The 25,931-nt window shown below is 73.6% G+C and carries 25 protein-coding genes; 16 read left to right on the top strand and 9 right to left on the bottom strand.

The genetic code is table 11. From position 1 onward, the window contains the following. Window positions 1–70: 70 nt before the first annotated feature. The 3 genes from AB0F01_RS01245 to AB0F01_RS01235 all read right to left on the bottom strand — a co-directional run bounded on the left by AB0F01_RS01245 (window position 71) and on the right by AB0F01_RS01235 (window position 3,116). Window positions 71–919, bottom strand: a complete 849-nt coding sequence (locus AB0F01_RS01245) for a thioredoxin domain-containing protein (protein WP_362089024.1) — start codon at window positions 917–919, stop codon at window positions 71–73. A 97-nt stretch (window positions 920–1,016) separates the two neighbouring features. Beyond that, entirely contained in the window at window positions 1,017–1,724 is a 708-nt protein-coding gene (locus AB0F01_RS01240; protein WP_362090168.1) for a hypothetical protein, read from the bottom strand. A gap of 66 nt (window positions 1,725–1,790) precedes the next feature. Continuing rightward, a complete protein-coding gene (locus AB0F01_RS01235) occupies window positions 1,791–3,116 on the bottom strand; it encodes a DUF2252 domain-containing protein (RefSeq protein ID WP_362089023.1) in 1,326 nt (441 codons plus the stop codon). Between the two features lie 206 nt (window positions 3,117–3,322). On the opposite strand from AB0F01_RS01235, the gene dnaE reads away from it, so the two are divergent. Then, a complete protein-coding gene (dnaE, locus tag AB0F01_RS01230; protein ID WP_362089022.1) occupies window positions 3,323–6,862 on the top strand; it encodes a DNA polymerase III subunit alpha in 3,540 nt (1,179 codons plus the stop codon). Between the two features lie 250 nt (window positions 6,863–7,112). Here the strand turns inward: dnaE and AB0F01_RS01225 are convergent, their stop codons facing one another. Beyond that, window positions 7,113–7,280, bottom strand: coding sequence for a hypothetical protein (locus AB0F01_RS01225; RefSeq protein ID WP_362089021.1), 168 nt, complete (start codon window positions 7,278–7,280; stop codon window positions 7,113–7,115). 226 nt (window positions 7,281–7,506) lie between these two features. Between AB0F01_RS01225 and AB0F01_RS01220 the strand changes: the two genes are divergently transcribed. The 4 genes from AB0F01_RS01220 to AB0F01_RS01205 all read left to right on the top strand — a co-directional run bounded on the left by AB0F01_RS01220 (window position 7,507) and on the right by AB0F01_RS01205 (window position 11,578). Further along, a complete protein-coding gene (locus AB0F01_RS01220; RefSeq protein ID WP_362089020.1) occupies window positions 7,507–8,724 on the top strand; it encodes an NYN domain-containing protein in 1,218 nt (405 codons plus the stop codon). 217 nt (window positions 8,725–8,941) lie between these two features. Next, window positions 8,942–9,916 (top strand): ABC transporter ATP-binding protein, encoded by a 975-nt coding sequence (locus AB0F01_RS01215; protein ID WP_362090167.1) that lies wholly within the window; start codon window positions 8,942–8,944, stop codon window positions 9,914–9,916. 86 nt (window positions 9,917–10,002) lie between these two features. Further along, window positions 10,003–10,824 carry an ABC transporter permease gene (locus AB0F01_RS01210; RefSeq protein ID WP_362089019.1) on the top strand — a complete coding sequence of 274 codons (822 nt, stop codon included), beginning with the start codon at window positions 10,003–10,005 and terminating at the stop codon, window positions 10,822–10,824. Window positions 10,825–10,858: 34 nt separating this feature from the next. Then, entirely contained in the window at window positions 10,859–11,578 is a 720-nt protein-coding gene (locus AB0F01_RS01205; protein WP_362089018.1) for an AAA family ATPase, read from the top strand. A 259-nt stretch (window positions 11,579–11,837) separates the two neighbouring features. On the opposite strand, the gene ybaK is transcribed toward AB0F01_RS01205, so the two are convergent. From ybaK to AB0F01_RS01185, 4 genes are all read right to left on the bottom strand, one after another. Next, on the bottom strand, window positions 11,838–12,338 hold the full coding sequence (gene ybaK / locus AB0F01_RS01200; protein WP_362089017.1) for a Cys-tRNA(Pro) deacylase: 501 nt from the start codon (window positions 12,336–12,338) through the stop codon (window positions 11,838–11,840). A 143-nt stretch (window positions 12,339–12,481) separates the two neighbouring features. Next, window positions 12,482–13,222 carry an LON peptidase substrate-binding domain-containing protein gene (locus AB0F01_RS01195; protein ID WP_362089016.1) on the bottom strand — a complete coding sequence of 247 codons (741 nt, stop codon included), beginning with the start codon at window positions 13,220–13,222 and terminating at the stop codon, window positions 12,482–12,484. A gap of 11 nt (window positions 13,223–13,233) precedes the next feature. After that, entirely contained in the window at window positions 13,234–14,331 is a 1,098-nt protein-coding gene (locus tag AB0F01_RS01190) for a hypothetical protein (protein ID WP_362089015.1), read from the bottom strand. A 299-nt stretch (window positions 14,332–14,630) separates the two neighbouring features. Then, window positions 14,631–16,208, bottom strand: a complete 1,578-nt coding sequence (locus AB0F01_RS01185) for an oxidoreductase (protein ID WP_362089014.1) — start codon at window positions 16,206–16,208, stop codon at window positions 14,631–14,633. 193 nt (window positions 16,209–16,401) lie between these two features. Between AB0F01_RS01185 and hisD the strand changes: the two genes are divergently transcribed. The 8 genes from hisD to hisF are packed head-to-tail and all read left to right on the top strand — an operon-like array spanning window position 16,402 to window position 22,200. Then, window positions 16,402–17,742 carry a histidinol dehydrogenase gene (hisD, locus tag AB0F01_RS01180; protein WP_362089013.1) on the top strand — a complete coding sequence of 447 codons (1,341 nt, stop codon included), beginning with the start codon at window positions 16,402–16,404 and terminating at the stop codon, window positions 17,740–17,742. Continuing rightward, window positions 17,739–18,881, top strand: a complete 1,143-nt coding sequence (locus AB0F01_RS01175; RefSeq protein ID WP_362089012.1) for a histidinol-phosphate transaminase — start codon at window positions 17,739–17,741, stop codon at window positions 18,879–18,881. Before hisD ends, AB0F01_RS01175 begins: the two co-directional genes overlap by 4 nt. Then, entirely contained in the window at window positions 18,878–19,471 is a 594-nt protein-coding gene (gene hisB, locus AB0F01_RS01170; protein ID WP_362089011.1) for an imidazoleglycerol-phosphate dehydratase HisB, read from the top strand. Before AB0F01_RS01175 ends, hisB begins: the two co-directional genes overlap by 4 nt. Next, window positions 19,468–19,626, top strand: a complete 159-nt coding sequence (locus AB0F01_RS01165; RefSeq protein WP_362089010.1) for a hypothetical protein — start codon at window positions 19,468–19,470, stop codon at window positions 19,624–19,626. Before hisB ends, AB0F01_RS01165 begins: the two co-directional genes overlap by 4 nt. A gap of 1 nt (window position 19,627) precedes the next feature. Next, complete coding sequence (hisH, locus tag AB0F01_RS01160; RefSeq protein WP_362089009.1) at window positions 19,628–20,269, top strand: imidazole glycerol phosphate synthase subunit HisH; 642 nt, start codon at window positions 19,628–19,630, stop codon at window positions 20,267–20,269. A 4-nt stretch (window positions 20,270–20,273) separates the two neighbouring features. Further along, a complete protein-coding gene (gene priA / locus AB0F01_RS01155; protein WP_362089008.1) occupies window positions 20,274–20,999 on the top strand; it encodes a bifunctional 1-(5-phosphoribosyl)-5-((5-phosphoribosylamino)methylideneamino)imidazole-4-carboxamide isomerase/phosphoribosylanthranilate isomerase PriA in 726 nt (241 codons plus the stop codon). Next, entirely contained in the window at window positions 20,996–21,436 is a 441-nt protein-coding gene (locus AB0F01_RS01150) for a RidA family protein (RefSeq protein WP_362089007.1), read from the top strand. Before priA ends, AB0F01_RS01150 begins: the two co-directional genes overlap by 4 nt. Further along, entirely contained in the window at window positions 21,433–22,200 is a 768-nt protein-coding gene (hisF, locus tag AB0F01_RS01145; RefSeq protein ID WP_362089006.1) for an imidazole glycerol phosphate synthase subunit HisF, read from the top strand. Before AB0F01_RS01150 ends, hisF begins: the two co-directional genes overlap by 4 nt. Window positions 22,201–22,386: 186 nt before the next feature. Here hisF and AB0F01_RS01140 read toward each other — a convergent pair whose 3' ends face one another. Then, window positions 22,387–23,022, bottom strand: a complete 636-nt coding sequence (locus AB0F01_RS01140) for a TIGR03085 family metal-binding protein (RefSeq protein WP_362089005.1) — start codon at window positions 23,020–23,022, stop codon at window positions 22,387–22,389. Between the two features lie 150 nt (window positions 23,023–23,172). On the opposite strand from AB0F01_RS01140, the gene hisI reads away from it, so the two are divergent. The 3 genes from hisI to AB0F01_RS01125 are packed head-to-tail and all read left to right on the top strand — an operon-like array spanning window position 23,173 to window position 25,810. Beyond that, window positions 23,173–23,613, top strand: a complete 441-nt coding sequence (gene hisI, locus AB0F01_RS01135; protein WP_362089004.1) for a phosphoribosyl-AMP cyclohydrolase — start codon at window positions 23,173–23,175, stop codon at window positions 23,611–23,613. Window positions 23,614–23,624: 11 nt separating this feature from the next. Next, window positions 23,625–25,127, top strand: coding sequence for an anthranilate synthase component I (locus AB0F01_RS01130; RefSeq protein ID WP_362089003.1), 1,503 nt, complete (start codon window positions 23,625–23,627; stop codon window positions 25,125–25,127). Window positions 25,128–25,168: 41 nt separating this feature from the next. Next, entirely contained in the window at window positions 25,169–25,810 is a 642-nt protein-coding gene (locus tag AB0F01_RS01125; protein WP_362089002.1) for a TIGR02234 family membrane protein, read from the top strand. Window positions 25,811–25,931 lie beyond the last annotated feature (121 nt).

The following is a 25,931-nucleotide window of genomic DNA, read 5'->3' as shown; positions in this document are numbered from 1 at the left end:
TGCCCGGCTCGGGCGGTGGGTGACCCCGGGGTCACCCACCGCCCGAGCCGGGCACGGGCGCGGGGCGGCGTCAGCCCTTCAGGGCCTTGTCGATGGCCGTCTTGAAGTCGTCGGGGGTCATGGGGGTGTTCTGCCCGTCCGCGCCGGTGAGCTTCTTGCCGTCCATGATCAGGCTGGGCGTGCCCTGCACGTCGTCCTTGTTGGTGTTGAAGGTGTACGACATGGCCAGCGCCCAGGCGTCGAACGTGCCGTTCTTGACGGCGTCCTGGAACTTCTTGTTGCCCTTCAGGGCGTCGGTCGAGTCGGCGATCTCGATCAGGTAGTCGTCGTCCTTGAACTTGTCCTGGGACTCCTGGGGGTGCCACTTCGCGGAGTACATGGCCTCCTTGAACTCCAGGAACGCCTCCGGGCTGACGTTCAGGGCCGCGCCCAGCGCGCTCATCGCGTTCTTGGAGCCCTCGCCGTGGGAACCGACCTGCATGCGGTTGCCGTCCCGGCTGTCGCCGTCGAGGAAGGTCCCGCCGATGAACTGGATCTTGTACTTGCCGGCCTCGTAGTCCTCCAGGAGGGCCGGGCCGACCGACTGCTCGAACGTGGCGCAGACCGGGCAGCGCGGGTCCTCGTACAGCTTGAGGGTCTTCTTCGCGCTGTCCTTGCCGATCACCACGGTGGTGCCGTTCTTGCCCGAGGTGTTGGCGGGGGCGACGACCTTCTCCTCGGCTGCCGCCTCCCACGCGCTCGGCTTGTTGGCCTGGACGATGGCGTAGCCGACGCCGCCGGCTATCGCCAGGACGCCGACGACCGAGCAGGCGACGACGATCTGCCGCTTGACCTTCGCCCGCTTCGCCTCGCGCTCGCGCTCGGCGCGCAGCCGCTCCCGGGCCGCCGTCTTCGCCGCCTGGCTGTTCCGCTTGCTCATGCTGGTGTTCTCCATGGGGGGTCTCGCACACGTCGCACGCGTGCGGGTGGATGTGTAGGGGGACTGCTGGTGCCCGGTGGGCCGTCGGCCGTCGTCCTCAGGCGAGGGCGACGGCGGCGGTGGAGCACGGCGGTCCGCGCCGTCCCAGGGAGTGCACGAGGATCAGGTGACGGGCCGGCGTCGCGGGGGCCGCCGGACGGGCCGGGCGGACGGTGTCCGGGGCGCGGTGCGCCGACACCGCCGCGACCGCCAGCAGCAGCGGCCGGAAGGTGGTGGCGGCCACCGCGCGCAGCACCTGGGCCAGTGCCCGCTCGCCGCGCCGCAGCCAGGCGGCCGCGCACAGGCCGACCCCGACGTGCGCCCCGAGCAGGAGCCAGGCGGTGCCCTGGTCGGCGTGGGAGAGCAGGACCGCGAGCCGGTCGCCGCCGGTGGCGGTGCCGGTGACCCGGGCGAGCGGCGCGCCCACGCTGGTGCCGTCGCCGCACAGCAGGTCGAAGCCGACGGAGCGCAGCGGGCCGGTGACGGGGCCGCCCATCCGGCCGTAGCAGACGTGCTGGCCGGTGGTGAAGACCGTGTCCGCGGCCAGCTCCAGCGGGATCAGCAGGGCGGCGATCCGCCCGAAGGACCGCTCCCGGCCGGCCAGCGCGTACGCCAGGACGAACACGGCGGCCGCGATCGCGGTCACCGTGTTCAGCGGCAGCGGGGCCCCGGACAGCAGCACGTGCGACGCGGTGCTGAGGGTCACGGCGACGGCCGTGAACAGCGCCGCGCGTACGGCTCTGAGCGGGGTTCCGGTGAGGTCCATGGCGGTCACGAGTCTGTCATGCGTCCCTGTGAGGGGTTGCTGAAGGGTTCCGGTGCGGCCGGGACGTTACAGCCCCGGAATCCTGCCGTTGCGGAACAGGTCCAGGAAGATCTGGTGGTCGTTCCGGACGCGGGCCCCGTAGGTGTGCGCGAAGTCGACCAGCAGGGGCGTCAGGCCGTCCTCGTCGGCGGCGATCGCCGCGTCGATGGCCCGCTCGGTGGAGAACGGCACCAGGGACTCGCCGGAGGTGTCGTCCGCCGCCGCGTGCATCGTCGCCGTGGCCCGGCCGAGGTCGGCGACGACCTGCGCCATCTCCTCCGGGTCGTCGATGTCGCCCCAGTCCAGGTCCACGGCGTACGGCGAGACCTCGGCGACCAGCTGTCCCGAGCCGTCCAGCTCCGTCCAGCCCAGCCACGGGTCGGCGTGCGCCTGGAGGGCGCGCTGGGAGATCACGGTGCGGTGGCCCTCGTGCTGGAAGTAGTCCCGGATCGCGGAGTCCGTGACGTGGCGGGAAACCGCCGGGGTCTGGGCCTGCTTGATGTAGATCACGACGTCGTTCTCCAGGGCGTCGCTGTGCCCCTCCAGCAGGATGTTGTACGACGGCAGCCCGGCCGAGCCGATGCCGATGCCGCGGCGGCCCACGACGTCCTTGACGCGGTAGGAGTCCGGGCGGGCCAGCGAGGAGTCGGGCAGCGTCTCCAGGTAGCCGTCGAAGGCCGCGAGCACCTTGTACCGGGTGGCCGCGTCCAGCTCGACCGCGCCGCCGCCGGGGGCGAAGCGGCGCTCGAAGTCACGGATCTCGGTCATCGAGTCCAGCAGCCCGAACCGGGTCAGCGAGCGCGCGTCGCGCAGCGCGTCCAGCAGCGGGCCCTGGGCGGTGTCCAGGGTGAAGGGCGGCACCTCGTCGCTCTTGGCGCCGGTCGCCAGCGCGTGGATCCGCTCGCGGTAGGCGACGGCGTAGATCTCCACCAGCTCCGTGATCTGCTCGTCGCTGAGCGCCTTCGCGTAGCCGATCAGCGCCATGGAGGCGGCGAAGCGCTTGAGGTCCCAGGTGAAGGGGCCGACGTACGCCTCGTCGAAGTCGTTGACGTTGAAGACCAGGCGGCCGTTGGAGTCCATGTACGTGCCGAAGTTCTCCGCGTGCAGGTCGCCGTGGATCCACACGCGCGAGGTGCGGTCGTCCAGGTACGGCCCGCCGCGCCTCTCGCTCTGCAGATCGTGGTAGTAGAGGCACGCCGTCCCCCGGTAGAAGGCGAAGGCAGAGGCCGCCATCTTGCGGAACTTCACGCGGAACGCGGCCGGATCGGCGGCCAGGAGCTCGCCGAAGGCGGTGTCGAGGACAGCGAGGATCTCCTCGCCGCGGTGCTCGTCATTGAGCTGCGGGACCGACATCGCGGGGTGCCTCCAGGTACGGGACGGTGGGGGACGGCTGATCCGTCCCCTGCCTAACGTGTGACGGGTCACCGGAGTGCCCGGAACCCCTGCCCGAAGGTACGCGGGTGAGGCGCCGGGGTGTCAGTGCCGAGGCATAGACTTCGACGCTGACCACCCCACCGTCCGCCTGTCCGTCACCGCACGTCCCCCCAGGAGGCCGCACCGTGTCGAAGCCGCCGTTCACGCACCTGCACGTCCACACCCAGTACTCGCTGCTGGACGGTGCCGCGCGGCTCAAGGACATGTTCGACGCCTGCAACGAGATGGGCATGACGCACATCGCCATGTCCGACCACGGCAACCTGCACGGCGCGTACGACTTCTTCCACTCCGCCCAGAAGGCGGGGGTCACCCCGATCATCGGGATCGAGGCGTACGTCGCCCCCGAGTCCCGGCGCAACAAGCGCAAGATCCAGTGGGGCCAGCCGCACCAGAAGCGCGACGACGTCTCCGGCTCCGGCGGTTACACCCACAAGACCATGTGGGCGGTGAACAGCACCGGTCTGCACAACCTCTTCCGGCTGTCCTCCGACGCGTACGCCGAGGGCTGGCTGCAGAAGTGGCCCCGGATGGACAAGGAGACCATCGCGCGGTGGTCCGAGGGGATCGTGGCCTCCACCGGCTGCCCCTCCGGCGAGGTGCAGACCCGGCTGCGCCTCGGCCACTTCGACGAGGCCCTCAAGGCCGCCGCCGACTACCAGGACATCTTCGGCAAGGACCGCTACTTCCTGGAGCTGATGGACCACGGCATCGAGATCGAGCGCCGGGTCCGCGACGGCCTGCTGGAGATCGGCAGGAAGCTCGGCATCCCGCCCCTGGTCACCAACGACTCGCACTACACCTACGCGCACGAGGCGACCGCGCACGACGCCCTGCTGTGCATCCAGACCGGCAAGAACCTCTCCGACCCGGACCGCTTCAAGTTCGACGGCACCGGCTACTACCTGAAGTCCACGGACGAGATGTACGCCATCGACTCCTCGGACGCCTGGCAGCAGGGCTGCGCCAACACCCGGCTGATCGCCGAGATGGTCGACACCACGGGCATGTTCGAGAAGCGCGACCTGATGCCGAAGTTCGACATCCCGGAGGGCTACACCGAGGTCACCTGGTTCCGCGAGGAGACCCTGCGCGGCATGCACCGCCGCTTCCCGGACGGCATCCCGGACGACCGCATGAAGCAGGTCGAGTACGAGATGGACACCATCATCTCGATGGGCTTCCCGGGCTACTTCCTCGTGGTCGCCGACTTCATCATGTGGGCCAAGAAGCAGGGCATCGCGGTCGGCCCGGGCCGCGGCTCCGCGGCCGGCTCGATCGTCGCCTACGCCCTCGGCATCACCGACCTCGACCCGATCCCGCACGGCCTGATCTTCGAGCGGTTCCTCAACCCCGAGCGCATCTCCATGCCCGACGTCGACATCGACTTCGACGAGCGCCGGCGCGTCGAGGTGATCCGCTACGTGACGGAGAAGTACGGCGCCGACAAGGTCGCCATGATCGGCACCTACGGCACCATCAAGGCCAAGAACGCGATCAAGGACTCCGCGCGCGTGCTGGGCTACCCGTACGCGATGGGCGACCGCATCACCAAGGCCATGCCCGCCGACGTCCTGGGCAAGGGCATCCCGCTGTCCGGCATCACCGACCCCGACCACCCCCGCTACTCGGAGGCGGGCGAGGTCCGGGCGATGTACGAGAACGAGCCCGACGTGAAGAAGGTCATCGACACCGCCAAGGGCGTCGAGGGCCTGGTGAGGCAGATGGGCGTGCACGCCGCCGGCGTGATCATGTCCAGCGAGACCATCACCGACCACGTCCCCGTCTGGGTGCGGCACACCGACGGCGTAACCATCACGCAGTGGGACTACCCGAGCTGCGAGTCGCTCGGCCTGCTGAAGATGGACTTCCTGGGCCTGCGCAACCTGACCATCATGGACGACGCCGTCAAGATGGTGAAGGCCAACAAGGGCATCGACATCGACCTGCTGTCGCTGCCCCTGGACGACCCGACGACCTTCGACCTCCTCCAGCGCGGCGACACCCTGGGCGTGTTCCAGTTCGACGGCGGGCCGATGCGCTCCCTGCTCCGGCTGATGAAGCCGGACAACTTCGAGGACATCTCCGCCGTCTCGGCCCTCTACCGGCCGGGCCCGATGGGCATGAACTCGCACACCAACTACGCCCTGCGCAAGAACGGCCAGCAGGAGATCACCCCGATCCACCCGGAGCTGGAGGCCCCGCTCAAGGAGGTCCTGGACGTCACCTACGGCCTGATCGTCTACCAGGAGCAGGTGCAGAAGGCCGCCCAGATCATCGCCGGGTACTCGCTCGGCGAGGCCGACATCCTCCGCCGCGTGATGGGCAAGAAGAAGCCCGAGGAACTGGCGAAGAACTTCACCATCTTCCAGGCCGGCGCCCGCAAGAACGGCTACAGCGACGAAGCCATCCAGGCGCTCTGGGACGTGCTGGTCCCCTTCGCCGGCTACGCGTTCAACAAGGCGCACTCCGCCGCGTACGGCCTGGTCTCCTACTGGACCGCCTTCCTCAAGGCGAACCACCCCGCCGAGTACATGGCCGCGCTGCTCACCTCGGTGAAGGACGACAAGGACAAGTCGGCGGTCTACCTCAACGAGTGCCGCCGCATGGGCATCAAGGTGCTCCCGCCCAACGTCAACGAGTCCGAGTCCAACTTCGCCGCCCAGGGCGACGACGTGATCCTCTTCGGCCTCTCGGCGGTGCGCAACGTCGGCACCAACGTGGTCGAGTCGATCATCAAGTGCCGCAAGGCCAAGGGGAAGTACGCCTCCTTCCCGGACTACCTGGACAAGGTCGACGCGGTGGTCTGCAACAAGCGCACCACCGAATCCCTGATCAAGGCCGGGGCCTTCGACTCCATGGGGCACACCCGCAAGGGCCTCACCGCCCAGTACGAGCCGATGATCGACAACGTGGTCGCGGTCAAGCGCAAGGAGGCCGAGGGCCAGTTCGACCTGTTCGGCGGCATGGGCGAGGCGGACACCAGCGAGCCCGGCTTCGGTCTCGACGTCACCTTCACCGACGACGAGTGGGACAAGACCTACCTCCTCGCGCAGGAGCGCGAGATGCTCGGCCTCTACGTCTCCGACCACCCGCTGTTCGGCCTGGAGCACGTGCTCTCCGACAAGGCGGACGCGGGCATCTCCCAGCTCACCGGCGGCGACTTCGGCGACGGCGCGGTCGTCACCATCGGCGGCATCATCTCGGGCCTCCAGCGCAAGATGACCAAGCAGGGCAACGCCTGGGCGATCGCCACGGTGGAGGACCTCGCCGGATCCATCGAGTGCATGTTCTTCCCCGCGACCTACCAGCTCGTCTCGACGCAACTGGTCGAGGACGCCGTGGTGTTCGTCAAGGGGCGGCTGGACAAACGCGAGGACGTGCCGCGCCTGGTCGCGATGGAGCTCCAGGTCCCCGACCTGTCCAACGCGGGCACCAACGCACCCGTCGTGCTCACCATCCCGGCGACGCGCGTGACCCCGCCCATGGTCAGCCGGCTCGGCGAGATCCTCACCCACCACAAGGGCGACAGCGAGGTCCGCATCAAGCTCCAGGGGCCGACGAAGACCACGGTGCTGCGGCTGGACCGCCACCGGGTGAAGCCGGACCCGGCGTTGTTCGGCGACCTGAAGGTGCTGCTCGGCCCGTCCTGCCTGGCGGGCTGAACCGCCGGGCCGCGTCCCCCGCCCCGTTGCCGCACCGATCCCCGCCGCGCCGCGGCGCCCGGCGGCACGTCGACGGCCGGGGCGGCATCCGCACCGCGGGGCGCGTCAGCCGTGCCGCGCCCGTGCCGTGGGTCGCGGGACAGGGCCGCGCCGGGGGAGCCGCACGCGTACGACAGGAGGGGCACACCCGCCGGCGGGTGTGCCCCTCTTCCTGCCCCGTCCCGGGCGTCAACGTCCCGGGACGAAGGGGTCAGTTGTGGCCGAAGCGCTTCTGCCGGCCCTTGCCCCGGCCGACGTCGCCGGGGGTCACCTCCGTGGTGCGCTGCTCGTCGGGCGTCTCCATCGCGGTGGGCTGCGCCCCACGCTGGGCGCGCTCGGCCTGCGGCTGCTTACGGTCACGGTTCTTGTTCTTGGCCATGGTGGTGCCTCCTGTGGGTATCTAGGGGCCAGGGCCGGGATCAGATTCACATACCCTGATAACAAGCGCATGTTGGACAATTACCCTGCGTGACACGGACAGTCGGGGGAGGAAGTGTGGAAACGCCACGCCGAAGATCGAGTTCGGGCCGTCAACCCCGGCACGGTCGGGCAGACTCGAACCGAGCCCAGCCCGAAGCAAGCCTCCCGGAAAGAGGGTGGATCGCGTGGACCGCTGCATCGTCCTGGTGGACGCCGGGTATCTGCTGGGGGCGGCCGCCAGTCTCCTCGCCGGGGAGCCCTCGCGTTCCCGCATCACCGTCGACCACACCGCTCTCATCCAGGGCCTGCGGGAGCGCGCCGAGGCCGACACGCGGCAGCCCCTGCTGCGCATCTACTGGTTCGACGGCGCCCCCGACCGCGTCCCCCAGCCCGAGCACCGCCGACTGCGGGTGATGCCACGTGTCACCGTCCGGCTCGGCGCGCTGACCCGCAGCGACGGCCGCTGGGCGCAGAAGGGCGTGGACGCCGCGATGCACGCCGAGCTGACCGAGCTGGCCCGCAACCGCGCCTGCTCCGACATCGTCCTGGTCACCGGCGACGGCGACCTGCTGCCGGGCATGATGGCGGCCAAGGAACACGGCGTCGCCGTCCACCTGTGGGCCGTGCAGGCCGCCGACGGCGACTACAACCAGTCCGAGGACCTCGTCGCCGAGGCCGACGAGCGCCGGGTGCTGGACCGGGCCTGGATCACCCAGGCGGTACGGCCCAAGGAACACCCCGGGACGTGCGCCCCGCCGCCCGCCCCCCGGCCCGAGATCGCCGCCATCCTGTCCGCGCCGCTGCCGGAGTCCGCGCTCGCCGCAGCCGCCGAGCGCACCGCGCCGGAACCCCGCGAGCAGGCCCCCGCCGGGCAGAACGGTACGGCCGAGCGGCCCGCCGCGTCCGGCACCAAGGGCGTGCCCACCCCGAAGGACCTGGCGGCCCTGCGCGGGCCCGCCGCCGCCCACCCCCAGCCGCCCGCCTCCGCCACCTTGCGCTGGTCCTCCGACAGGGGCTGGGTCGACCGCCCGGCCGCCGAGCCCGCCGAGGCCGCCTCCATGCCGACCCTCGCCCAGCTCACCACGGCCGAGCAGCGCTGGGCGGATCGCGAGGAGGACATCACCACCGTCGGCGGCGACCCCTACGAGGTCGGACAGGTGTTCGCCCGGCGCTGGGTGGAACGCCTGGGCGACCAGAGCCACATCCAGAAGCTGTCCGCCATGTACCCGCGCATCCCGCACCGCGTCGACGGCGAGCTGCTGCGCTACGCCGCCCGCTTCGGCCTGCTCGCCCACAAGGACGACCAGATCGACGAACGGGACCGCTACGCCATCCGGGCGGGCTTCTGGCGCGAACTCGACCAGCGGACGGGCACGGAACGGACGGCCCCCTCCGGGGAGTGACCGGCCGGTCTCCCCGGACGTTCCCCCCGGCCGGCGCCGCCGCCCGGGCGGTTCGCCGGCCGGTGCCGGGTTGGTCGGGGTTGCGGCCGGTTCGGCGCCCGGCGGGGGACATGCGGGCCCCGGAGCGACCCGAGGGCCGGCCGGGGTTCCCGACCCCGTAGTCTCGTGCCTTGTGAGTACGCGCGCGGCACAGGGAACCCGGCACGACGGCGAGGTCGTGTGTGCGGTGCGCGGGCTGACCAAGACCTACCCGGCGGTGCGCGGACGACGCGGCGTGCCGGCCACCCCCGAGGTCAGGGCCACCGACGACGTCCGGCTCGACATCCGCCGCGGGGAGATCTTCGGGCTGCTCGGACCCAACGGCGCCGGCAAGTCCACCCTCGTGCGCCAGCTCACCGGGCTGATGCGCCCTGACCGCGGCAGCGTGGACATCCTCGGCCACGACATCGTGCGCCACCCCGAGCGCGCGTCCCGCATCCTCGCCTACCTCGGCCAGGAGTCCACCGCCCTCGACGACCTCACCGTGTCGCTCGCCGCCGAGACCACGGGCCGGCTGCGCGGCCTGGAGGCCCGGCGCGCCCGCGCCGAACGCGACGCCGTCCTGGAGGAGCTGGGGCTCACCCCGCTGGCCGGGCGCCCGCTGCGCAAGCTCTCCGGCGGGCAGCGCCGGCTGGCCTGCTTCGCCGCCGCACTGGTGGGGGAGCGGCCGCTGCTCGTGCTGGACGAGCCGACCACCGGCATGGACCCGGTGGCGCGCCGCGCGGTGTGGTCCGCGGTCGACCGGCGCCGGGCCGAGCACGGCACCACCGTGCTGCTGGTCACCCACAACGTCATCGAGGCCGAGACCGTCCTCGACCGGGTCGCCGTCCTGGACCGTGGCCGCGTCATCGCCTGCGACTCCCCGGCCGGACTGAAGGAACAGGTGGCCGGCGAGGTCCGCGTCGACCTGGTCTGGCGCGAGAAGGCGCCGCTCCAGGTGCCCGAGGTGGCCGCCCTGCGCGACCGCGCCGTGGAGTCGGGCCGCCGCTGGACCCTGCGGCTCGCGCCCGAGGAGGCCCGGACGGTCGTCGCCACCGTCACCGGCGGTGCCGCCTTCGCCGCACTGGACGACTTCACGCTGGCCACGCCCAGCCTGGAGGACGTGTACCTGGCGCTGGGCGGCGCCGTACGGCAAGGACTGGTGAAGGCGTGAGCACGAGGGCCGCGGCATCCGTACGGAACAGGGCGAGCGCCCCCGCCGGACCGGGCGGACGTCCCAGCGAAGGAGAGCAGCGCGACGTGAGTGTCGTTCCCGCCGATGTCCTGCCGGGCGGTGCCCTGGCCACCGAGGAGACCGCGCCGGCCGCCGCCGAGCTCGGGCCCCGGGCCCGGCTGTGGCCCTCCCTGGCGGCCGTGTACCGGGCCCAGCTCTCCCGGGCGCGGGTGGCGCGGATCCCCCTGCTGTTCGTCGCGACCTTCCAGTCCGTCGGGATCATGATCCTGATGCGCGGCGTGGTCGACGGCGGCGGCGAGGCGCGGGCCGTGGTCGCCGGATCGTCGGTCCTGGTCGTCGCCTTCGTCGCGCTGAACCTGCTCGCCCAGTACTTCGGCCAGCTGCGCTCCAGCGGCGGCCTCGACCACTATGCCACCCTGCCCGTCCCCCCGGCCGCCGTGGTACTCGGCGCGGCCGGCGCCTACGCCTCGTTCACGGTGCCGGGGACCGTCGTGACCGCCGTGTTCGGCTGCCTGCTGTTCGGGCTGCCGCTCACCCACCTGTGGGTGCTGGCCGCGGTGATCCCGCTGGCGGGCGCCGCCCTCGCCGGGCTCGGCGCGGCCCTGGGCCTGCTCGCCCCCCGGCCCGAGCTGGCCACCCTCCTCGGCCAGCTGGGCATGTCGGCGGCCCTGCTGCTGGGCGTGCTGCCCGCCGAGCGGATGCCGGAGGCGGTGCGGCTGGCGCGCGACCTGCTGCCGTCGACCTACGGGGTCGAGGCGTACGCGCGCACCTTCGCGCCGGACCCCGACTGGGCCTTCGTCCTCGGGGACCTCGCCGTCTGCGGAGTGGTCGGCGTGCTGTCCCTGGCCGTGGCGACCTGGGCCTACCGCAGGGCCGCCGTCCGATGACGCGCCGCACAGCGACGCCTGGCACGATGTCAGGGTGAGCGCACCTCTGACACCACCACCGCCTCCGCACGAGCACTCCGCCTCCGCTGCGGGCCGGCCCGCGGCCGGCAGCACGACCGCCCCGGCCGAGGACGCGGCGCACACCGGGTCCGCCGGGCCCGCCGGGGACGGCTGGTACGGACAGGACGGCCCCGGGATGAAGACGGAACTGCGGGAAGCCGCGGTGGCCGCGGTGGCGGTGGCCCTCGGCGGCGTGCTGCTCGGGGTGCTGTGGTGGTGGCTCGCTCCGCGCGTGCCGCTGGTCGGCGACGCGGTGGACGGCAACTGGGTCGTCTACGTCAAGGAGACCGAGGGCGAGCAGGCCGTCGGCGTCGACGGAACGTTCACGCTGCTCGCGCTGGCGCTCGGCGCGGTGAGCGCGCTTGCGGTGTTCCTGATCCGCCGGCACGGCGGGGTGCCGCTCGTGGTGGCGCTGGCCGTGGGGGGCCTGCTCGGCTCGGTGCTGGCCTGGCGGCTCGGGGTGTGGCTGGGCCCCCCACAGGACGTGATCGCCGAGGCGCGCCGGGTGGGCGAGGGCGCCACCTTCGACGCCCCGATGAAGCTCGGCGCCAAGGGCGCGCTGCTGGCCTGGCCGCTGGCGGCCCTCGTCCTGCACCTCGGTCTGACCGCGCTGTTCGGCCCCCGCGATCCGGAGCCCCACCTCCCGGCCGACCCGCACCTGCCGCAGGGCCCGTACGGAGCGCCCGGAGCCTGACCCGCACCTCGGACGGCCTGCGCCTGCGGGGCGGCTCGTGGCGCTCGATCCGCGGTGACCGGACGACGGTGACCCGCCGGTCCGCTGGCGCCGTGCAGGGTGGGCGCGACCCGCGGCCGTGCGCTGGATCGGCGCCTGGGCCCCCGTCACCCGCCCGGACCGGCAGCGGGGCGCCCCGTTCCCGCCCGGACCCGGCACCACGGCGGCACAGCCCCGTCGACCGAACGACCGACTGGCCGCCCGGCCGATCACCCGCCGCCTACCCGCGCCCGATCTCCGCGACGATCGCGCCCGTCAGTGCCGCCAGGTCGTCCGGGGAGAGCTCGACCTCCAGACCGCGGCGGCCGGCCGAGACGCAGACGGTCGGATGGCGGGCCGCCGACGCGTCCAGCACCGTGCGGAGCCGCTTGCGCTGGCCGAGCGGGGAGATGCCACCCCGGACGTACCCCGTGGTGCGCTCCGCCAGGGCCGGGTCGGCCATCGCGGCCCGCTTGCCGCCGACCGCCGAGGCCAGGGCCTTCAGGTCCAGCTGACCGGCCACCGGGACCACCGCCACCGTCAGCGCGCCGTCGACGTCGGCCACCAGCGTCTTGAACACCCGGTCCGGCGACACCCCCATCGCCTCGGCCGCCTCCTCCCCGTAGGACGGGTGAGCGGGGTCGTGCTCGTAGCTGTGCACCGTGTACGGCACCCCGGCCGCCGTGAGCGCCACCGTCGCGGGGGTGCCCCCCGGCTGCTGCTTCCTGGACTTCTTCGCCATCGCGGCGGGTGCCTCCCGGTCGTCGTGGGTCTGCCGTCGTGGGTCCGCCGGGTGCCGCGCGGCGCGGCGGAGAGCGTCGGGCGGCGACCGGACGACTGCCCCCGCCGGGGTGTGCGGCCGGCCCGGTCGCCCGGCGCGGGGTGTCAGTTGAGGCTCGTCGGTCCCCGGGTCAGGTCCGCCGCGGGCAGCGAGGGCAGGTTGCGGATGATGGCCGTCTCCGTACGCAGCAGGGTGAGCTCGTCCCGCAGCCGCGAGGCGGTGTCCGGGGCCTGGAGCAGCCGCTGCTTGGTCGGGACGTCCAGCATCATCGCGGCGGCGACCAGATAGGACACGACGCCCGGCTCGTCCGGCAGCTCCGAGCCCGTGGACAGGGAACGCTCCCGCGCCCCGGCGAGCCGCTTCTGGTACTGCTGGAACGACCGCAGGACGCCCTCCGCCAGCGCCCCGGCCTCGTCGCCCGGTTCCTCGTCGATCGTCTCCAGCTCGGCCTCCAGGTAGGGCCCGGAGGCGTCGACCGACAGCAGCCGCACGCGGGTGGTGCCGGTCGCCAGCACCTCGAAGGTGCCGTCGGGCCGTTCCCGGACGGTCGCCGCGTCGGCCACGCAGCCGACCTTGTGCAGGGCGCGCGCCGGGTCGGCGCCGAACCCGGCGGCCGGTCCGCGCTCCGGCACGGCCGTCGGATCCGGCATGCCGGGGGCGCTGGGCGCCACCTCGTGGCCGTCACGGATCGCCACGACGGCGAACCGGCGCGGCTCGTCCTCCGGGGTCTTCAGCAGCTCGCGCATCATGGCGCGATACCGCTCCTCGAAGACGTTGAGCGGGAGCACGAGCCCCGGGAACAGCACGGTGTTCAGGGGGAAGAGCGGGAGCCGGACGGTGGTCACGACGCAAAAGCCTAATGGTCGCCGGGGCCGGGCCGGCCGCCCTGTTCACTCCGCGGATGGCCGGGGCCACCGCGCAGGGGCGCGTGCCCGGGGGCGGGAGCGCCGGACGCCGCCGCCTCGCACACGGCGCGGCGGACCTCCAGGAACCGGCCCAGCGGGTCCTCGGCGTCCCGGTCCCACGGGAAGGAGGTGGCGTACGGGCCGGTGCGGCGCAGCTCCTCCAGGGCGTCCGTCCAGCGCTCCAGGCGGACCAGGACGTGGATCAGCAGGTTGCGCGGTGCCGCGGGCCAGGACCGGTCCGCCGGAAGACGCGCGGACAGGGCGACGGCGCGGTCGGCCGCCGCGTCGAGCCGGGCGCGCGGCACCTCGGGGCCGCAGCCGTCCGTCAGGTAGCCGTACGCCGCGAGCAGGGGCAGCGTCCGGGTGAGCGAGTCCTCCGGGGCGTCCTGCGCCGCCCGGTCGGCGAAGTCGAAGCACTCGCGGTGCGCGCCGTGCCAGGCGGACGCCAGGTAGCGCAGGGCGGCCACGTGGCTGCCGTAGTGGTGCGGGGCGCGGCGGACGGCGGCCGCCCACACCTCCTCCACGTACCGGTGGCCGGCGCGGGCGCCGCGCGCGTGGTCCAGGGCCAGGCGCCAGGGCACCGGGTCCCGGTGGTCCGCCCGCGCGGCGGCGGTGATCAGGTGGTTCAGCTCGCGCAGCAGTTCGGCGCGGGCGGGGGAGTCCCAGGCGCGGTCCACCGCCGACTGGGCCTCCACCAGCAGCAGGTCCGGGTTGCCGGGGGCGTGCGCCCGCCAGGCGTCCAGCCAGTCCGGCCGGGAGCGCGCGAAGCCCGCCAGACGGCGCACGTAGCGGTCGCGGCGCTCCCAGGCTCGGGTGTGCCGGGTCGCCGCGAGCAGGTCGGCGGCGGGCCGGTGGTCTCCGGCGGCGGCATCCACCAGGGCCGGGCCCAGCACGTCGTCGGGCGCGTCGAGCAGCACGTCGTCGTCGGGCGGCAGGGTGACGGCACCGGGGGAGGAGGTCCGGGCGGGCGCGGGGCGGCGGAACCCCCTGAGCCCGCGGATCCGGGACGAACGGGTGGTGGAGTGCAGCGGGGTCATGGTGTCGACCATTGAAAGACCGCAGGTCACAGCGGCGCCACCCCTGGCGTGGAAGTCGCGGAAGGTTGTACGCCGCTCGGTCAAGGGACGGCAAAATGCCGCCCCGGGGGCCCCAAGGGCTCCGCACGGGCCCGTACCGGGGCGACCGGAAGCGCGTCGGCCGGGCCGCCGGCGTTCGTACCGCGGGCCCACGGGGCCGTACCGAGGCAGCTGGCGGCAGCCGGACGCCCCAGGGGACCGCGGGCCGTCGCAGGTCGCCGCCGGTCGCCACCGCTCGTCGACGGCGGCCCCGGCTGCGCCGCCCCCCGCCCTCAGTGGCGCCGCAGGGTCCGGGTGGCGCCGGCCGCGACCGTGGTGGCCAGGATCCAGCCCAGCAGGACGAACGCCGCCGCCAGCCACTGCCAGCCGCCCCGCAGCTGCCAGAAGCCCACCTGGCCGAGGTCGATCACCGGCAGCAGCAGGTCCAGGGCGAACAGGGACGGGTTCCAGGCCGGGTGCTCGCCGTCCTTGAGCGGCGGGTGGTGCGCGCGGGCGAACGCCAGCGACCCGCCCGCCCACAGCACCGCCATCCACACCGCGGCCCGGCCGGGCCGGTACCCGTAGGCCACCGTCCAGTCCTGGGCGTACCCCCAGAGCTTGGCCGCGACCGGGAGGCTCTCGCGGCGGCGGCGCTGCTTGGCCAGCAGCACCTCGCGGGCGTCCTCGTCCTCGCCGCTCTCCCGCAGGACCGCGGCCAGCCGCTCGTACGGCTCCGGGTTGTACTCGGCGCTCGCCGCGGCCACCCACCGCAGCCGCATCTCCAGCGGGAAGGGGCCGCGCGGCACCAGGTTCTCGTAGGTGAAGCCCCCCATGTGCAGACGGCCCGGCCCGGGCCAGCTGTCCGCGCGGTCCATCAGGTTCACCACCCGGGCCCCGGACAGCACCACCCGGCCGCGCGCCGGCCGCTCCCCGAGGAAGCGCAGTTCGGACGTCTGCACGCGGCGCAGGGACAGCTCCTGGTCGTCGGTGAGGACGAACCGGGCCCGTTCGAAGTCGACCGCGTCCCCGAAGCGCCCGTCGTCCAGGCGTATCCCGCCGCGGCAGTCGAAGCGCTGTATGCGCGTCCCGCGCGCCGGTGTCATGCCGCTGCGCGCCTGGGAACCGATCCCCGCCGGGGTCAGGTACAGCGACCGCTCCACCGTCAGCTGGGGCGCGTTGAGCGCGAGGCGGGCGTGCGGGTTGTTCAGCCGGGCACCGCGCAGGCTCAGCGAGACACCTATCTGCGCGCTGCGCAGGCTCAGCTCGCCGTGCGACTCCAGCATCTCCGCCGTCAGGTCCTGGCCCACCGTCATGCCGTCCCCGGCGAGCGAGCGGCCGCTGCGGTCCCGGTGCACCACGGCCTGGTTGAGCAGCAGGTCGGTGCCGATCCGGGCGTCCGTCAGCCGTATGCCGCCCAGGAACCGGCAGCGCGGCAGGTGCAGGTCGCCCTCGGTGTGCAGACGGGCCGCCTCCAGCCGCGGGACCGAGCAGTCCACCAGCCGAACCGTGGTGAAGCGGGCCTCCGGCAGCAGCACGTCCCGCTCGAAGCGGCAGCCCCGCATCTCCACGTACGGCACCACCGTGCCGCCCGCCAGGTCGAGCGCGCCGCTGATCCGCACCCCCACCAGCTTCAGCGAGGAGACCCGGCCGGTCAGCGCGGGCGGACCGTCCAGCAGCAGCCAGCACACGACACGGGCGCGGACGGTCCGCTCCGGCCCCCAGGGGTGCGCGCCGTGCGGGTCGTCGACGGCGGGGTCGCCGCTGCTCAGGTCGTACACGCTGCCGTCGCGGAACGCCTGCCACATGCCCGCCTCCACCGGCGTCAGATCCTGCGGCGGCTCTCCCGGGCCCGGTCCCGTCCCGTCGGTCACGGCCTTCCCCTCCCTCCCGGATACTCGCCGGTTCGGTGCTTCGTACAATCGGTGATGCCCGGTCCGGTGACCCGTTGAACACGGAAAGTGAAAATGGTGGGGCGCGTGTGTGCGGACGGTCACCGAAGGTGGCGCGTATCAGCCATTGGAACGGGCGCACGGGCTCCGGCGCGGGTCTGAGAGAATTGGTCCCGTGCTGCAACATTCCTTCCTGGCCCGAATCGATCTGCGCGGTGACGCCCTCCCCGAGGGCCCCGCGCTGCGCGACCTGCTGCCGCGCGCCGACTTCGACGTGGCGACCGCCCTGGAGAAGGTGCGTCCCATCGCCGAGGCCGTGCATCATCGCGGCGACGCGGCACTGATCGACTTCGCCGAGAAGTTCGACGGGGTGCGTCTGGAGTCGGTCCGGGTCCCGGCCCGGGCGCTCACCGACGCCCTGGAGGGGCTCGACCCCGCCGTCCGCGCGGCCCTGGAGGAGTCCATCCGCCGCGCCCGCGTCGTCCACCGCGAGCAGCGCCGCAGCACCCGGACCACCCAGGTGGTGCCGGGCGGCACGGTCACCGAGAAGTGGGTCCCGGTCGACCGCGTCGGGCTGTACGCGCCCGGCGGCCGGTCCGTCTACCCCTCCTCCGTGATCATGAACGTGGTGCCGGCGCAGGAGGCGGGCGTCCCGTCGATCGCCCTCGCCTCCCCGGCCCAGGCCGACTTCGGCGGGCTGCCGCACCCGACGATCCTCGCCGCCTGCGCCCTGCTCGGCGTCGACGAGGTCTACGCCGCGGGCGGCGCCACCGCCGTCGCGATGTTCGCGCACGGCACCGAGTCCTGCCCGCCCGCCGCGATGGTCACCGGCCCCGGCAACATCTGGGTGGCCGCCGCCAAGCGCTACTTCACCGGCAAGATCGGCATCGACGCCGAGGCCGGCCCCACCGAGATCGCCATCCTCGCCGACGCCACCGCCGACCCGGTGCACGTCGCCGCCGACCTGATCAGCCAGGCCGAGCACGACCCGCTGGCCGCCGCCGTCCTGGTCACCGACTCGCCGGAACTCGCCGACGCGGTCGACGCGGAACTGGCCCGGCAGGTCGCGGCCACCAAGCACATCGACGACCGGATCGTGCCGGCCCTGTCCGGCAAGCAGTCCGCCACCGTCCTCGTCGACGGCGTCGAGGAGGGCCTGCGCGTGGTCGACGCCTACGGCGCCGAGCACCTGGAGATCCAGACCGCCGACGCCGCCGCGGTCGCCGACCGGGTGCGCAACGCGGGCGCCGTCTTCGTCGGCCCCTGGGCGCCGGTCTCCCTCGGCGACTACGCGGCCGGCTCCAACCACGTCCTGCCCACCGGCGGCTGCGCCTGCCACTCCTCGGGCCTGTCCGTGCAGTCCTTCCTGCGCGGCATCCACATCGTCGACTACGGCCGGGACGCGCTCGCCGACGTCGCCCACCACGTGGTGACCCTGGCGGAGGCGGAGGACCTGCCCGCGCACGGCGCGGCGATCAAGGCGAGGTTCGGCTGGAAGGTACCGACGAGCAAGTGACCACTTCGATCGACGCACTCCCCGTACGCGACGAGCTGCGGGGCAAGTCCCCCTACGGCGCGCCCCAGCTCGACGTGCCCGTACGGCTGAACACCAACGAGAACCCCTACCCGCTGCCCGAACCGCTCGTCGAGAGCATCGCGGAGCGGGTCCGCGAGGCCGCCCGGAACCTCAACCGCTACCCCGACCGGGACGCCGTCGAGCTGCGCACCCGGCTCGCCGCCTACCTCACGGACACCTCCGGGTACCCCGTCGGCGTGGGCGAGGTCTGGGCGGCCAACGGCTCCAACGAGGTCATCCAGCAGCTGCTGCAGACCTTCGGCGGGCCCGGCCGCACCGCGCTCGGCTTCGAGCCGTCGTACTCCATGCACGCCCTGATCGCCCGGGGCACCGGCACCGGCTGGATCTCCGGGCCGCGCGAGGCCGACTTCTCGATCGGCGTCGCCGCGGCCGAGCAAGCGATCGCCGAGCACCGGCCGGACGTGGTCTTCGTCACCACCCCCAACAACCCCACCGGCAACGCCGTCCCCGCCGACACCGTCCGCGCCCTGTACGACGCCGCGCAGGCCGCCAAGCCGTCGATGGTGATCGTGGACGAGGCGTACGTGGAGTTCAGCCACGGCGACTCGCTGCTGCCGCTGCTCGACGGCCGGCCGCACCTCGTGGTCTCCCGCACCATGTCCAAGGCGTTCGGCGCGGCCGGACTGCGCCTCGGCTACCTCGCGGCACACCCCGCGGTCGTGGACGCCGTCCAGCTCGTCCGGCTGCCCTACCACCTGTCGGCCGTCACCCAGGCGACCGCGCTGGCCGCCCTGGACCACACCGACCTGCTGCTGAAGTACGTGGAGCAGCTGAAGGCGGAGCGGGACCGGCTGGTCGCCGAGCTGCGTACCCTCGGTTACGAGGTGACCGCCTCGGACGCGAACTTCGTCCAGTTCGGCCGGTTCGCCGACGCCCACGCCGCGTGGCAGCGGATCCTCGACCGGGGCGTCCTGGTCCGGGACAACGGAGTACCGGGCTGGCTGCGGGTCACCGCGGGCACCCCGGCGGAGAACGACGCGTTCCTCGACGCGGTCCGTGACAAGCAGTTGTTGACGGGGGACACCCCCACGTCCTCCCCGAAGGAGCAGAGCGCATGACCCGCGTAGGACGCGTGGAACGCACCACCAAGGAAACGTCCGTCCTCGTCGAGATCGACCTCGACGGCACCGGGAAGACCGAGATCTCCACGGGTGTCGGCTTCTACGACCACATGCTCGACCAGATCGGCCGCCACGGACTGTTCGACCTCACCGTGAAGACCGAGGGCGACCTGCACATCGACTCGCACCACACCATCGAGGACACCGCCCTCGCCCTCGGCGCCGCCTTCAAGCAGGCCCTCGGCGACAAGAAGGGCATCTACCGCTTCGGCAACTGCACGGTGCCCCTCGACGAGTCGCTCGCCCAGGTCACCGTCGACCTCTCCGGCCGCCCCTACCTCGTGCACACCGAGCCCGAGAAGATGGCGCCGATGATCGGCGAGTACGACACCACGATGACCCGGCACATCCTGGAGTCCTTCGTGGCCCAGGCCCAGGTCGCCCTGCACGTCCACGTGCCCTACGGGCGCAACGCGCACCACATCGTGGAGTGCCAGTTCAAGGCCCTGGCCCGCGCCCTGCGCTACGCCAGCGAGCGGGACCCGCGCTCGGCGGGCATCGTGCCCTCCACGAAGGGCGCCCTGTGAACGGCCTGTCCACCCTGCTGATCGTCGTCGGCCTGTTCTTCGTCGGCGGCATCATCTCCTTCGTCAAGCAGGGGATGCCCAAGGGTCTGGTCGCGGTCCTCGGCTTCGGAGCCGGACTGTGTCTGCTCGCGGGCGTCCTGCGGCTGGAGGTGTGATGTGAGCACCACCAAGAAGGTGGTGGTCTTCGACTACGGCTTCGGCAACGTGCGCTCCGCCGAACGGGCCCTGGCCCGCGCCGGGGCCGAGGTCGAGATCACCCGCGACTACGACCGCGCGATGAACGCCGACGGCCTGCTGGTCCCCGGCGTCGGCGCCTTCGCCGCCTGCATGAAGGGCCTCAAGGAGGCCCGCGGTGACTGGATCGTCGACCGCCGTCTGGCCGGCGGGCGCCCCGTGATGGGCATCTGCGTCGGCATGCAGATCCTCTTCGCCCGCGGCATCGAGCACGGCGTGGAGACCGAGGGTCTCGACGAGTGGCCCGGCTCGGTAGAGCCGCTCCAGGCCGAGGTCGTGCCCCACATGGGCTGGAACACCGTCCAGCCGCCTGAGGACTCGCGGCTGTTCGCCGGCCTCGACGCGGACGCCCGGTTCTACTTCGTGCACTCCTACGCCGTGCACGACTGGTCCTTCGAGGCGCAGAACCCGGCGATGCGCCCGCCCTCGGTCACCTGGGCCACCCACGGCAAGCCCTTCGTGGCGGCCGTGGAGAACGGCGCCCTGTGGGCCACCCAGTTCCACCCCGAGAAGTCCGGCGACGCCGGTGCCCAGCTCCTCACCAACTGGATCGGAACCCTGTAGCGACATGGCCAAGCTCGAACTCCTCCCCGCCGTCGACGTCCGGGACGGCCAGGCCGTCCGCCTCGTGCACGGCGAGTCCGGCACCGAGACCTCCTACGGCCCCCCGCTCGACGCCGCCCTCGCCTGGCAGCGCGCCGGCGCCGAATGGCTGCACCTGGTCGACCTGGACGCCGCGTTCGGGACCGGGGACAACCGGGAGCTGATCGCCGAGGTCACCGGCGCCATGGACATCAAGGTGGAGCTGTCCGGCGGCATCCGCGACGACGCCACCCTCGCCGCCGCCCTCGCCACCGGCTGCACCCGCGTCAACCTCGGCACCGCCGCCCTGGAGACCCCCGAGTGGGTCGCCGGGGTCATCGCCGAGCACGGCGAGCGGATCGCCGTCGGCCTGGACGTGCGCGGCACCACCCTGCGCGGGCGCGGCTGGACCCGTGACGGGGGCGACCTGTACGAGACGCTGGAGCGCCTCGACAAGGAGGGCTGCGCCCGCTACGTCGTCACCGACATCGCCAAGGACGGCACCCTCCAGGGCCCCAACCTGGAGCTGCTCAAGAACGTCTGCGCGGCCACCGACCGCCCGGTCGTCGCCTCCGGCGGCGTCTCCTCCCTGGACGACCTGCGGGCCATCGCGGACCTCGTCCCGCTCGGTGTCGAGGGCGCCATCGTCGGCAAGGCCCTGTACGCCAAGGCGTTCACCCTGGAGGAGGCCCTGGAGGCCGTGTCCCGATGACGTCGGACGCCGTGCGGCGCGGGCGACGCGGGAGCCCCCGCGAGGAGCCCTCCGGCTCCGCCCGCGCCGTCGCGGCGGGGGACCGCGTGCCCGTCGGCGGCACCACGGCCTTCCGGGGCGGCGTGCCGCACGGCGAGGGCGGTCGCCGCGCCCGGGCCGGGGCGGCCTTCGCCGGCGCCCGGAAGGCGGTCGGGGAGTCCGGGCCCGGTCCGGAGCCCGTGATCCGTAGCCGTGTGCGTCCCGCACACTCCCGGGCCACCGACGCCCGTGTGCGTCCCGCACATTCCCGGGCCACCGACGCCGTGGGCCGGGCCCACAAGGAGCTGTACGAACCGGTGCGCCCGGTCACGCCCCACCCCGTGGTGGAGGGGTTCGTGGACCCGCGCGTGCCGGTGTCGGTCGAGATCGAAGCATGCAGAGGAGCCGTGGATTCATGACCCTGGCGGTCCGAGTCATCCCCTGCCTGGACGTGGACAACGGCCGGGTCGTCAAGGGCGTGAACTTCCAGAACCTGCGCGACGCGGGTGACCCCGTCGAGATGGCCAAGGTGTACGACGCCGAGGGCGCCGACGAGCTGACCTTCCTGGACATCACCGCCTCGTCGGGCAACCGCGAGACCACCTACGACGTGGTCCGCCGCACCGCCGAGCAGGTGTTCATCCCGCTCACGGTGGGCGGCGGCGTCCGCACCGCCGAGGACGTGGACCGGCTGCTGCGGGCGGGCGCCGACAAGGTCGGGGTGAACACCGCCGCGATCGCCCGCCCCGAGCTGATCCGGGAGATCGCCGAGCGGTTCGGCCGCCAGGTCCTGGTGCTGTCCGTGGACGCCCGGCGCACCCCGGAGGGCACGGACGGGCCCGCCTACGAGGTGACCACGCACGGGGGCCGCCGCGGCACCGGCATCGACGCCGTCGAGTGGGCCCACCGGGCGGCGGACCTCGGCGCCGGCGAGATCCTGCTCAACTCCATGGACGCCGACGGCACCAAGGACGGCTACGACCTGGAGATGATCACCGCGGTCCGCAAGCACGTCACGGTGCCGGTGATCGCCTCCGGCGGCGCGGGCCGGCTCGCCGACTTCGCGCCCGCCGTCGAGGCCGGTGCGGACGCGGTCCTGGCCGCCTCCGTCTTCCACTTCGGCGACCTGCGCATCGGCCAGGTCAAGGACAGCCTGCGCGAGGCGGGCCACCCGGTCCGCTGACGCACCGCGCCACCGGCCGTCCGGCGTGACCGGTCGCGCACACCTGCGCGACCGGCGCGACTCCCGCCCGCGCGTCGCGGCCACCGGCCCGCCCGGGGGCTCCCGCGGAGGAGACCCGGGGCGGGCACGCGGGCACGTCCCCGCCCGTACAGGTCGACGACCGGGCCGGCCCGCCCGGCTCCGGGCTCAGATACCGAGCTGCTTGCTCTCCCGCAGCTTGGTGACGGCCTCCTCGTCACCGGCCAGGTCCACCCGGGCGGCGTCCTGCCGTCCGTACGCGAACAGCACCAGCTCCGACGGGTCCCCGGTCACCGTGACCACCGGCGTGCCCCGGTGCGCGACCACCGTCTGGCCGTCCGGCCGGCGCAGCACCAGGCCCGTCGGGACCGAGCGGCCCATCAGCCGGGCGGTGCGCTCCAGCCGCGACCACAGGGCGTTCTGGAACACCGGGTCGAGCTCCCGCGGCGTCCAGTCCGGCTGGGCCCGCCGGACGTCCTCGGTGTGCACGTAGAACTCGACGGTGTTCGACAGCTCGTCGACCTGCTTGAGGTTGAAGGGCGAGAAGCGGGGCGGGCCGCTGCGGAGGAGCTGGATCAGCTCCTCGTACGGCTTGGCGGTGAACTCCGCCATCACCCGCTCCAGCCGGGGCGCGAGCTGTTTGACCAGCATCCCGCCCGCGGCGTCGGGGCGGCGCTCGCGCACCACCACATGGGCGGCCAGGTCCCGGGTCCGCCAGCCCTCGCACAGGGTGGGCGCGTCCGGCCCCGCGGTCTCCAGCAGGTCGGCCAGGAGAAGTCGTTCACGCTTGGCATGGGTCGACATGCCGGCCAGCCTACGGCCGCACGGGCGTCGCGCCCACCGGTCGCCCACCGGTCGCCCCCGGTCGTCCGTGGCCCGGGAACCGCGCGAAGCCCGCCCGGGGGCCGCCCACCAGTCGGACGACGGCCGGGCCGGCCCGCCGGGCGCGGCACAATGGCCCGTATGACCAGCACGTCCCGGCCCAGCCCGCTCGCCCCCGAGATCGCCGCGCGCCTCAAGCGGACCCCCGACGGCCTCCTGCCCGCCATCGCCCAGCAGTACGACACCGGTCAGGTGCTGATGCTGGGCTGGATGGACGACGAGGCGCTGCACCGCACGCTCACCACCGGCCGCTGCACCTACTGGTCCCGCAGCCGCGGGGAGTACTGGGTCAAGGGCGACACCTCCGGCCACGTCCAGTGGGTGAAGTCCGTCGCCCTGGACTGCGACGCCGACACCGTGCTGGTCCAGGTCGACCAGGTCGGCGCCGCCTGCCACACCGGCGCCCGGACCTGCTTCGACGCCGACGTGCTCCTCGCGGACGGCTCGGCCGTCGGCTCCCCGGACGCACCCGCCGAGGGCGCCGGTTCCGGCGTGTCCGGCTCCGGTCAGTAGGGTCGGCCGCCATGGACCTCGAGACCTTCCGCAAGCTGGCCGGCGACCGCCGCGTCGTCCCGGTCACCCGCAAGCTGCTCGCCGACGGCGACACCCCGGTCGCCCTCTACCGCAAGCTGGCCGCCGAGCGGCCCGGCACCTTCCTGCTGGAGTCCGCGGAGAACGGCCGCTCCTGGTCCCGCTACTCCTTCGTCGGCGTCCGCAGCGCCGCCACCCTCACCGAGCGGGACGGCCGCGCCCACTGGGAGGGCACCCCGCCGGTCGGCGTCCCCGTCGAGGGCGACCCGCTGGCCGCCCTGCGCGCCACCCTCGAGGCCCTGCACACCCCGCGCGACCTCGCCCACGACCTGGGCCTGCCGCCGTTCACCGGCGGCATGGTCGGCTACCTCGGCTACGACGTCGTGCGCCGCCTGGAGAAGGTCGGCGACGGCGAGCGCGACGGCACCGACCCGACCAGCGTGCCCGAGCTGACCATGCTCCTCACCAGCGACCTCGCCGTCATGGACCACTGGGAGGGCGCCGTCTGGCTGATCGCCAACGCGATCAACCACAACGACCTGGAGACCGGCGTCGACGAGGCGTACGCCGACGCCGTGGCCCGCCTGGACGCCATGGAGGCCGACCTCGCCCGGGCCGTCGCGCAGCCCCCGGCGGTCCTGCCGCCCTCCGAACTGCCCGCGTACACCGCCCGGTGGGGCGGCGAGGCGTTCCAGGCGGCCGTCGAGGACATCAAGGAGCGCATCCGGGCCGGCGAGGCCTTCCAGGTGGTGCCCTCGCAGCGCTTCGAGACGCCGTGCACCGCGAGCGCCCTGGACGTCTACCGGGTCCTGCGGGCCACCAACCCCTCGCCGTACATGTACCTGTTCCGCTTCGACGGGTTCGACGTCGTCGGCTCCTCCCCCGAGGCGCTGGTGAAGGTCGAGGACGGCCGGGCCCTGGTCCACCCGATCGCCGGCACCCGGTGGCGGGGCGCCACCCCGCAGGAGGACCAGGCCCTCGCCGACGAGCTGCTCGCCGACCCCAAGGAGCGGGCCGAGCACCTCATGCTGGTCGACCTGGGCCGCAACGACCTCGGACGGGTCTGCGAGCCCGGCTCGGTCGAGGTGGTCGACTTCATGTCGGTCGAGCGGTACTCCCACGTCATGCACATCGTCTCCACGGTGACCGGGCAGGTCGCCTCCGGCCGCACCGCCTTCGACGTGCTCACCGCCTGCTTCCCCGCGGGCACCCTCTCGGGCGCCCCCAAGCCCCGCGCCCTGCAGATCATCGACGAACTGGAGCCGTCCCGGCGCGGTCTGTACGGCGGGGCCGTCGGCTACCTGGACTTCGCCGGGGACTCCGACACGGCCATCGCCATCCGCACCGCCCTGCTCCGCGAGGGCACCGCGTACGTGCAGGCGGGCGCGGGGATCGTCGCCGACTCCGACCCGGTCGCCGAGGACACCGAGTGCCGCAACAAGGCGGCGGCGGTGCTGCGTGCCGTGCACACCGCGAACCGGCTGGGCACGGCCTGAGCGAACCCCCGGGTGACGCGACACCCGGGGTCCGCGCGATAGTGGAGGGCGTGACTGCTGTACCTCACCCCCGTTCCGAAGCCGCCGGCCCCGCCCGGGCCGGCCGCCGCAGCCTCGCCCTCGCCCTGCTGAGCGGCGCCGCGGGCGCGGCCGTGGCCCTGCTCGCCACCCGGCAGCAGTGGTCGGAGGGCACCGCGACGGTGGCCGGCGGCGCCTTTCCCCTGACCGCCCGGGGCAGCGACGTCACCGGCGTCCCCGCCGCCCTCGCGGTGGTCGGGCTGGCCGCCCTGGTCGCCGTTTTCGCGGTCCGCCGCGCCGGCCGCCTAGCGGTGGCCGCGCTGCTCGCTCTGTCCGGCGCGGGCACCGTCGCGGCCGCCCTGATCGGCGCCTCCGACCGGGCCGCGCTGGAGGCCAAGGCCGCCGAGGCGTCCGGCGACACCTCCGCCACCGTGGCGGCCCTCAGCCACACGGCCTGGCCGTACGTGGCCGCGGCGGGCGGCCTGCTGCTCCTGCTGGCCGGCCTGCTGGCCCTGCGCTACGGCAGGCTGTGGCCCGCCATGTCCGGCCGGTACGAACGCGACGGCACCCCGCGTCCGCGCCGCCGGCCCGCCGCCGTCGACCCCGACCGGCCCGAGGACCTGTGGAAGGCCCTCGACCGGGGCGAGGACCCCACCGGCACCTGACCGCCCGGCCCCGGGGCGGCATCCCCGGCGCGTGCCCGGCGCGCGGACGGCACCCCCTCACAGCCCCCTCACGAGCCCCCTCACCGGCCCCCTGACAACACCCCCGCTGACGCCGGACGCG

This window comes from Streptomyces sp. NPDC029526, assembly GCF_040637405.1.
Taxonomy (GTDB): domain Bacteria; phylum Actinomycetota; class Actinomycetes; order Streptomycetales; family Streptomycetaceae; genus Streptomyces.
This window is presented reverse-complemented; position numbering and strand designations above follow the sequence as displayed.

Coding starts and splice junctions, on each gene's coding strand:
- AB0F01_RS01245 (WP_362089024.1), bottom strand. CDS start 919: ATGAGCAAGCGGAACAGCCAGGCGGCGAAGACGGCGGCCCGGGAGCGG.
- AB0F01_RS01240 (WP_362090168.1), bottom strand. CDS start 1,724: ATGGACCTCACCGGAACCCCGCTCAGAGCCGTACGCGCGGCGCTGTTC.
- AB0F01_RS01235 (WP_362089023.1), bottom strand. CDS start 3,116: ATGTCGGTCCCGCAGCTCAATGACGAGCACCGCGGCGAGGAGATCCTC.
- AB0F01_RS01225 (WP_362089021.1), bottom strand. CDS start 7,280: ATGGCCAAGAACAAGAACCGTGACCGTAAGCAGCCGCAGGCCGAGCGC.
- ybaK (WP_362089017.1), bottom strand. CDS start 12,338: ATGGCGAAGAAGTCCAGGAAGCAGCAGCCGGGGGGCACCCCCGCGACG.
- AB0F01_RS01190 (WP_362089015.1), bottom strand. CDS start 14,331: ATGGTCGACACCATGACCCCGCTGCACTCCACCACCCGTTCGTCCCGG.
- hisB (WP_362089011.1), top strand. CDS start 18,878: ATGACCCGCGTAGGACGCGTGGAACGCACCACCAAGGAAACGTCCGTC.
- priA (WP_362089008.1), top strand. CDS start 20,274: ATGGCCAAGCTCGAACTCCTCCCCGCCGTCGACGTCCGGGACGGCCAG.
- AB0F01_RS01150 (WP_362089007.1), top strand. CDS start 20,996: ATGACGTCGGACGCCGTGCGGCGCGGGCGACGCGGGAGCCCCCGCGAG.
- hisF (WP_362089006.1), top strand. CDS start 21,433: ATGACCCTGGCGGTCCGAGTCATCCCCTGCCTGGACGTGGACAACGGC.
- AB0F01_RS01140 (WP_362089005.1), bottom strand. CDS start 23,022: ATGTCGACCCATGCCAAGCGTGAACGACTTCTCCTGGCCGACCTGCTG.
- hisI (WP_362089004.1), top strand. CDS start 23,173: ATGGCCCGTATGACCAGCACGTCCCGGCCCAGCCCGCTCGCCCCCGAG.
- AB0F01_RS01130 (WP_362089003.1), top strand. CDS start 23,625: ATGGACCTCGAGACCTTCCGCAAGCTGGCCGGCGACCGCCGCGTCGTC.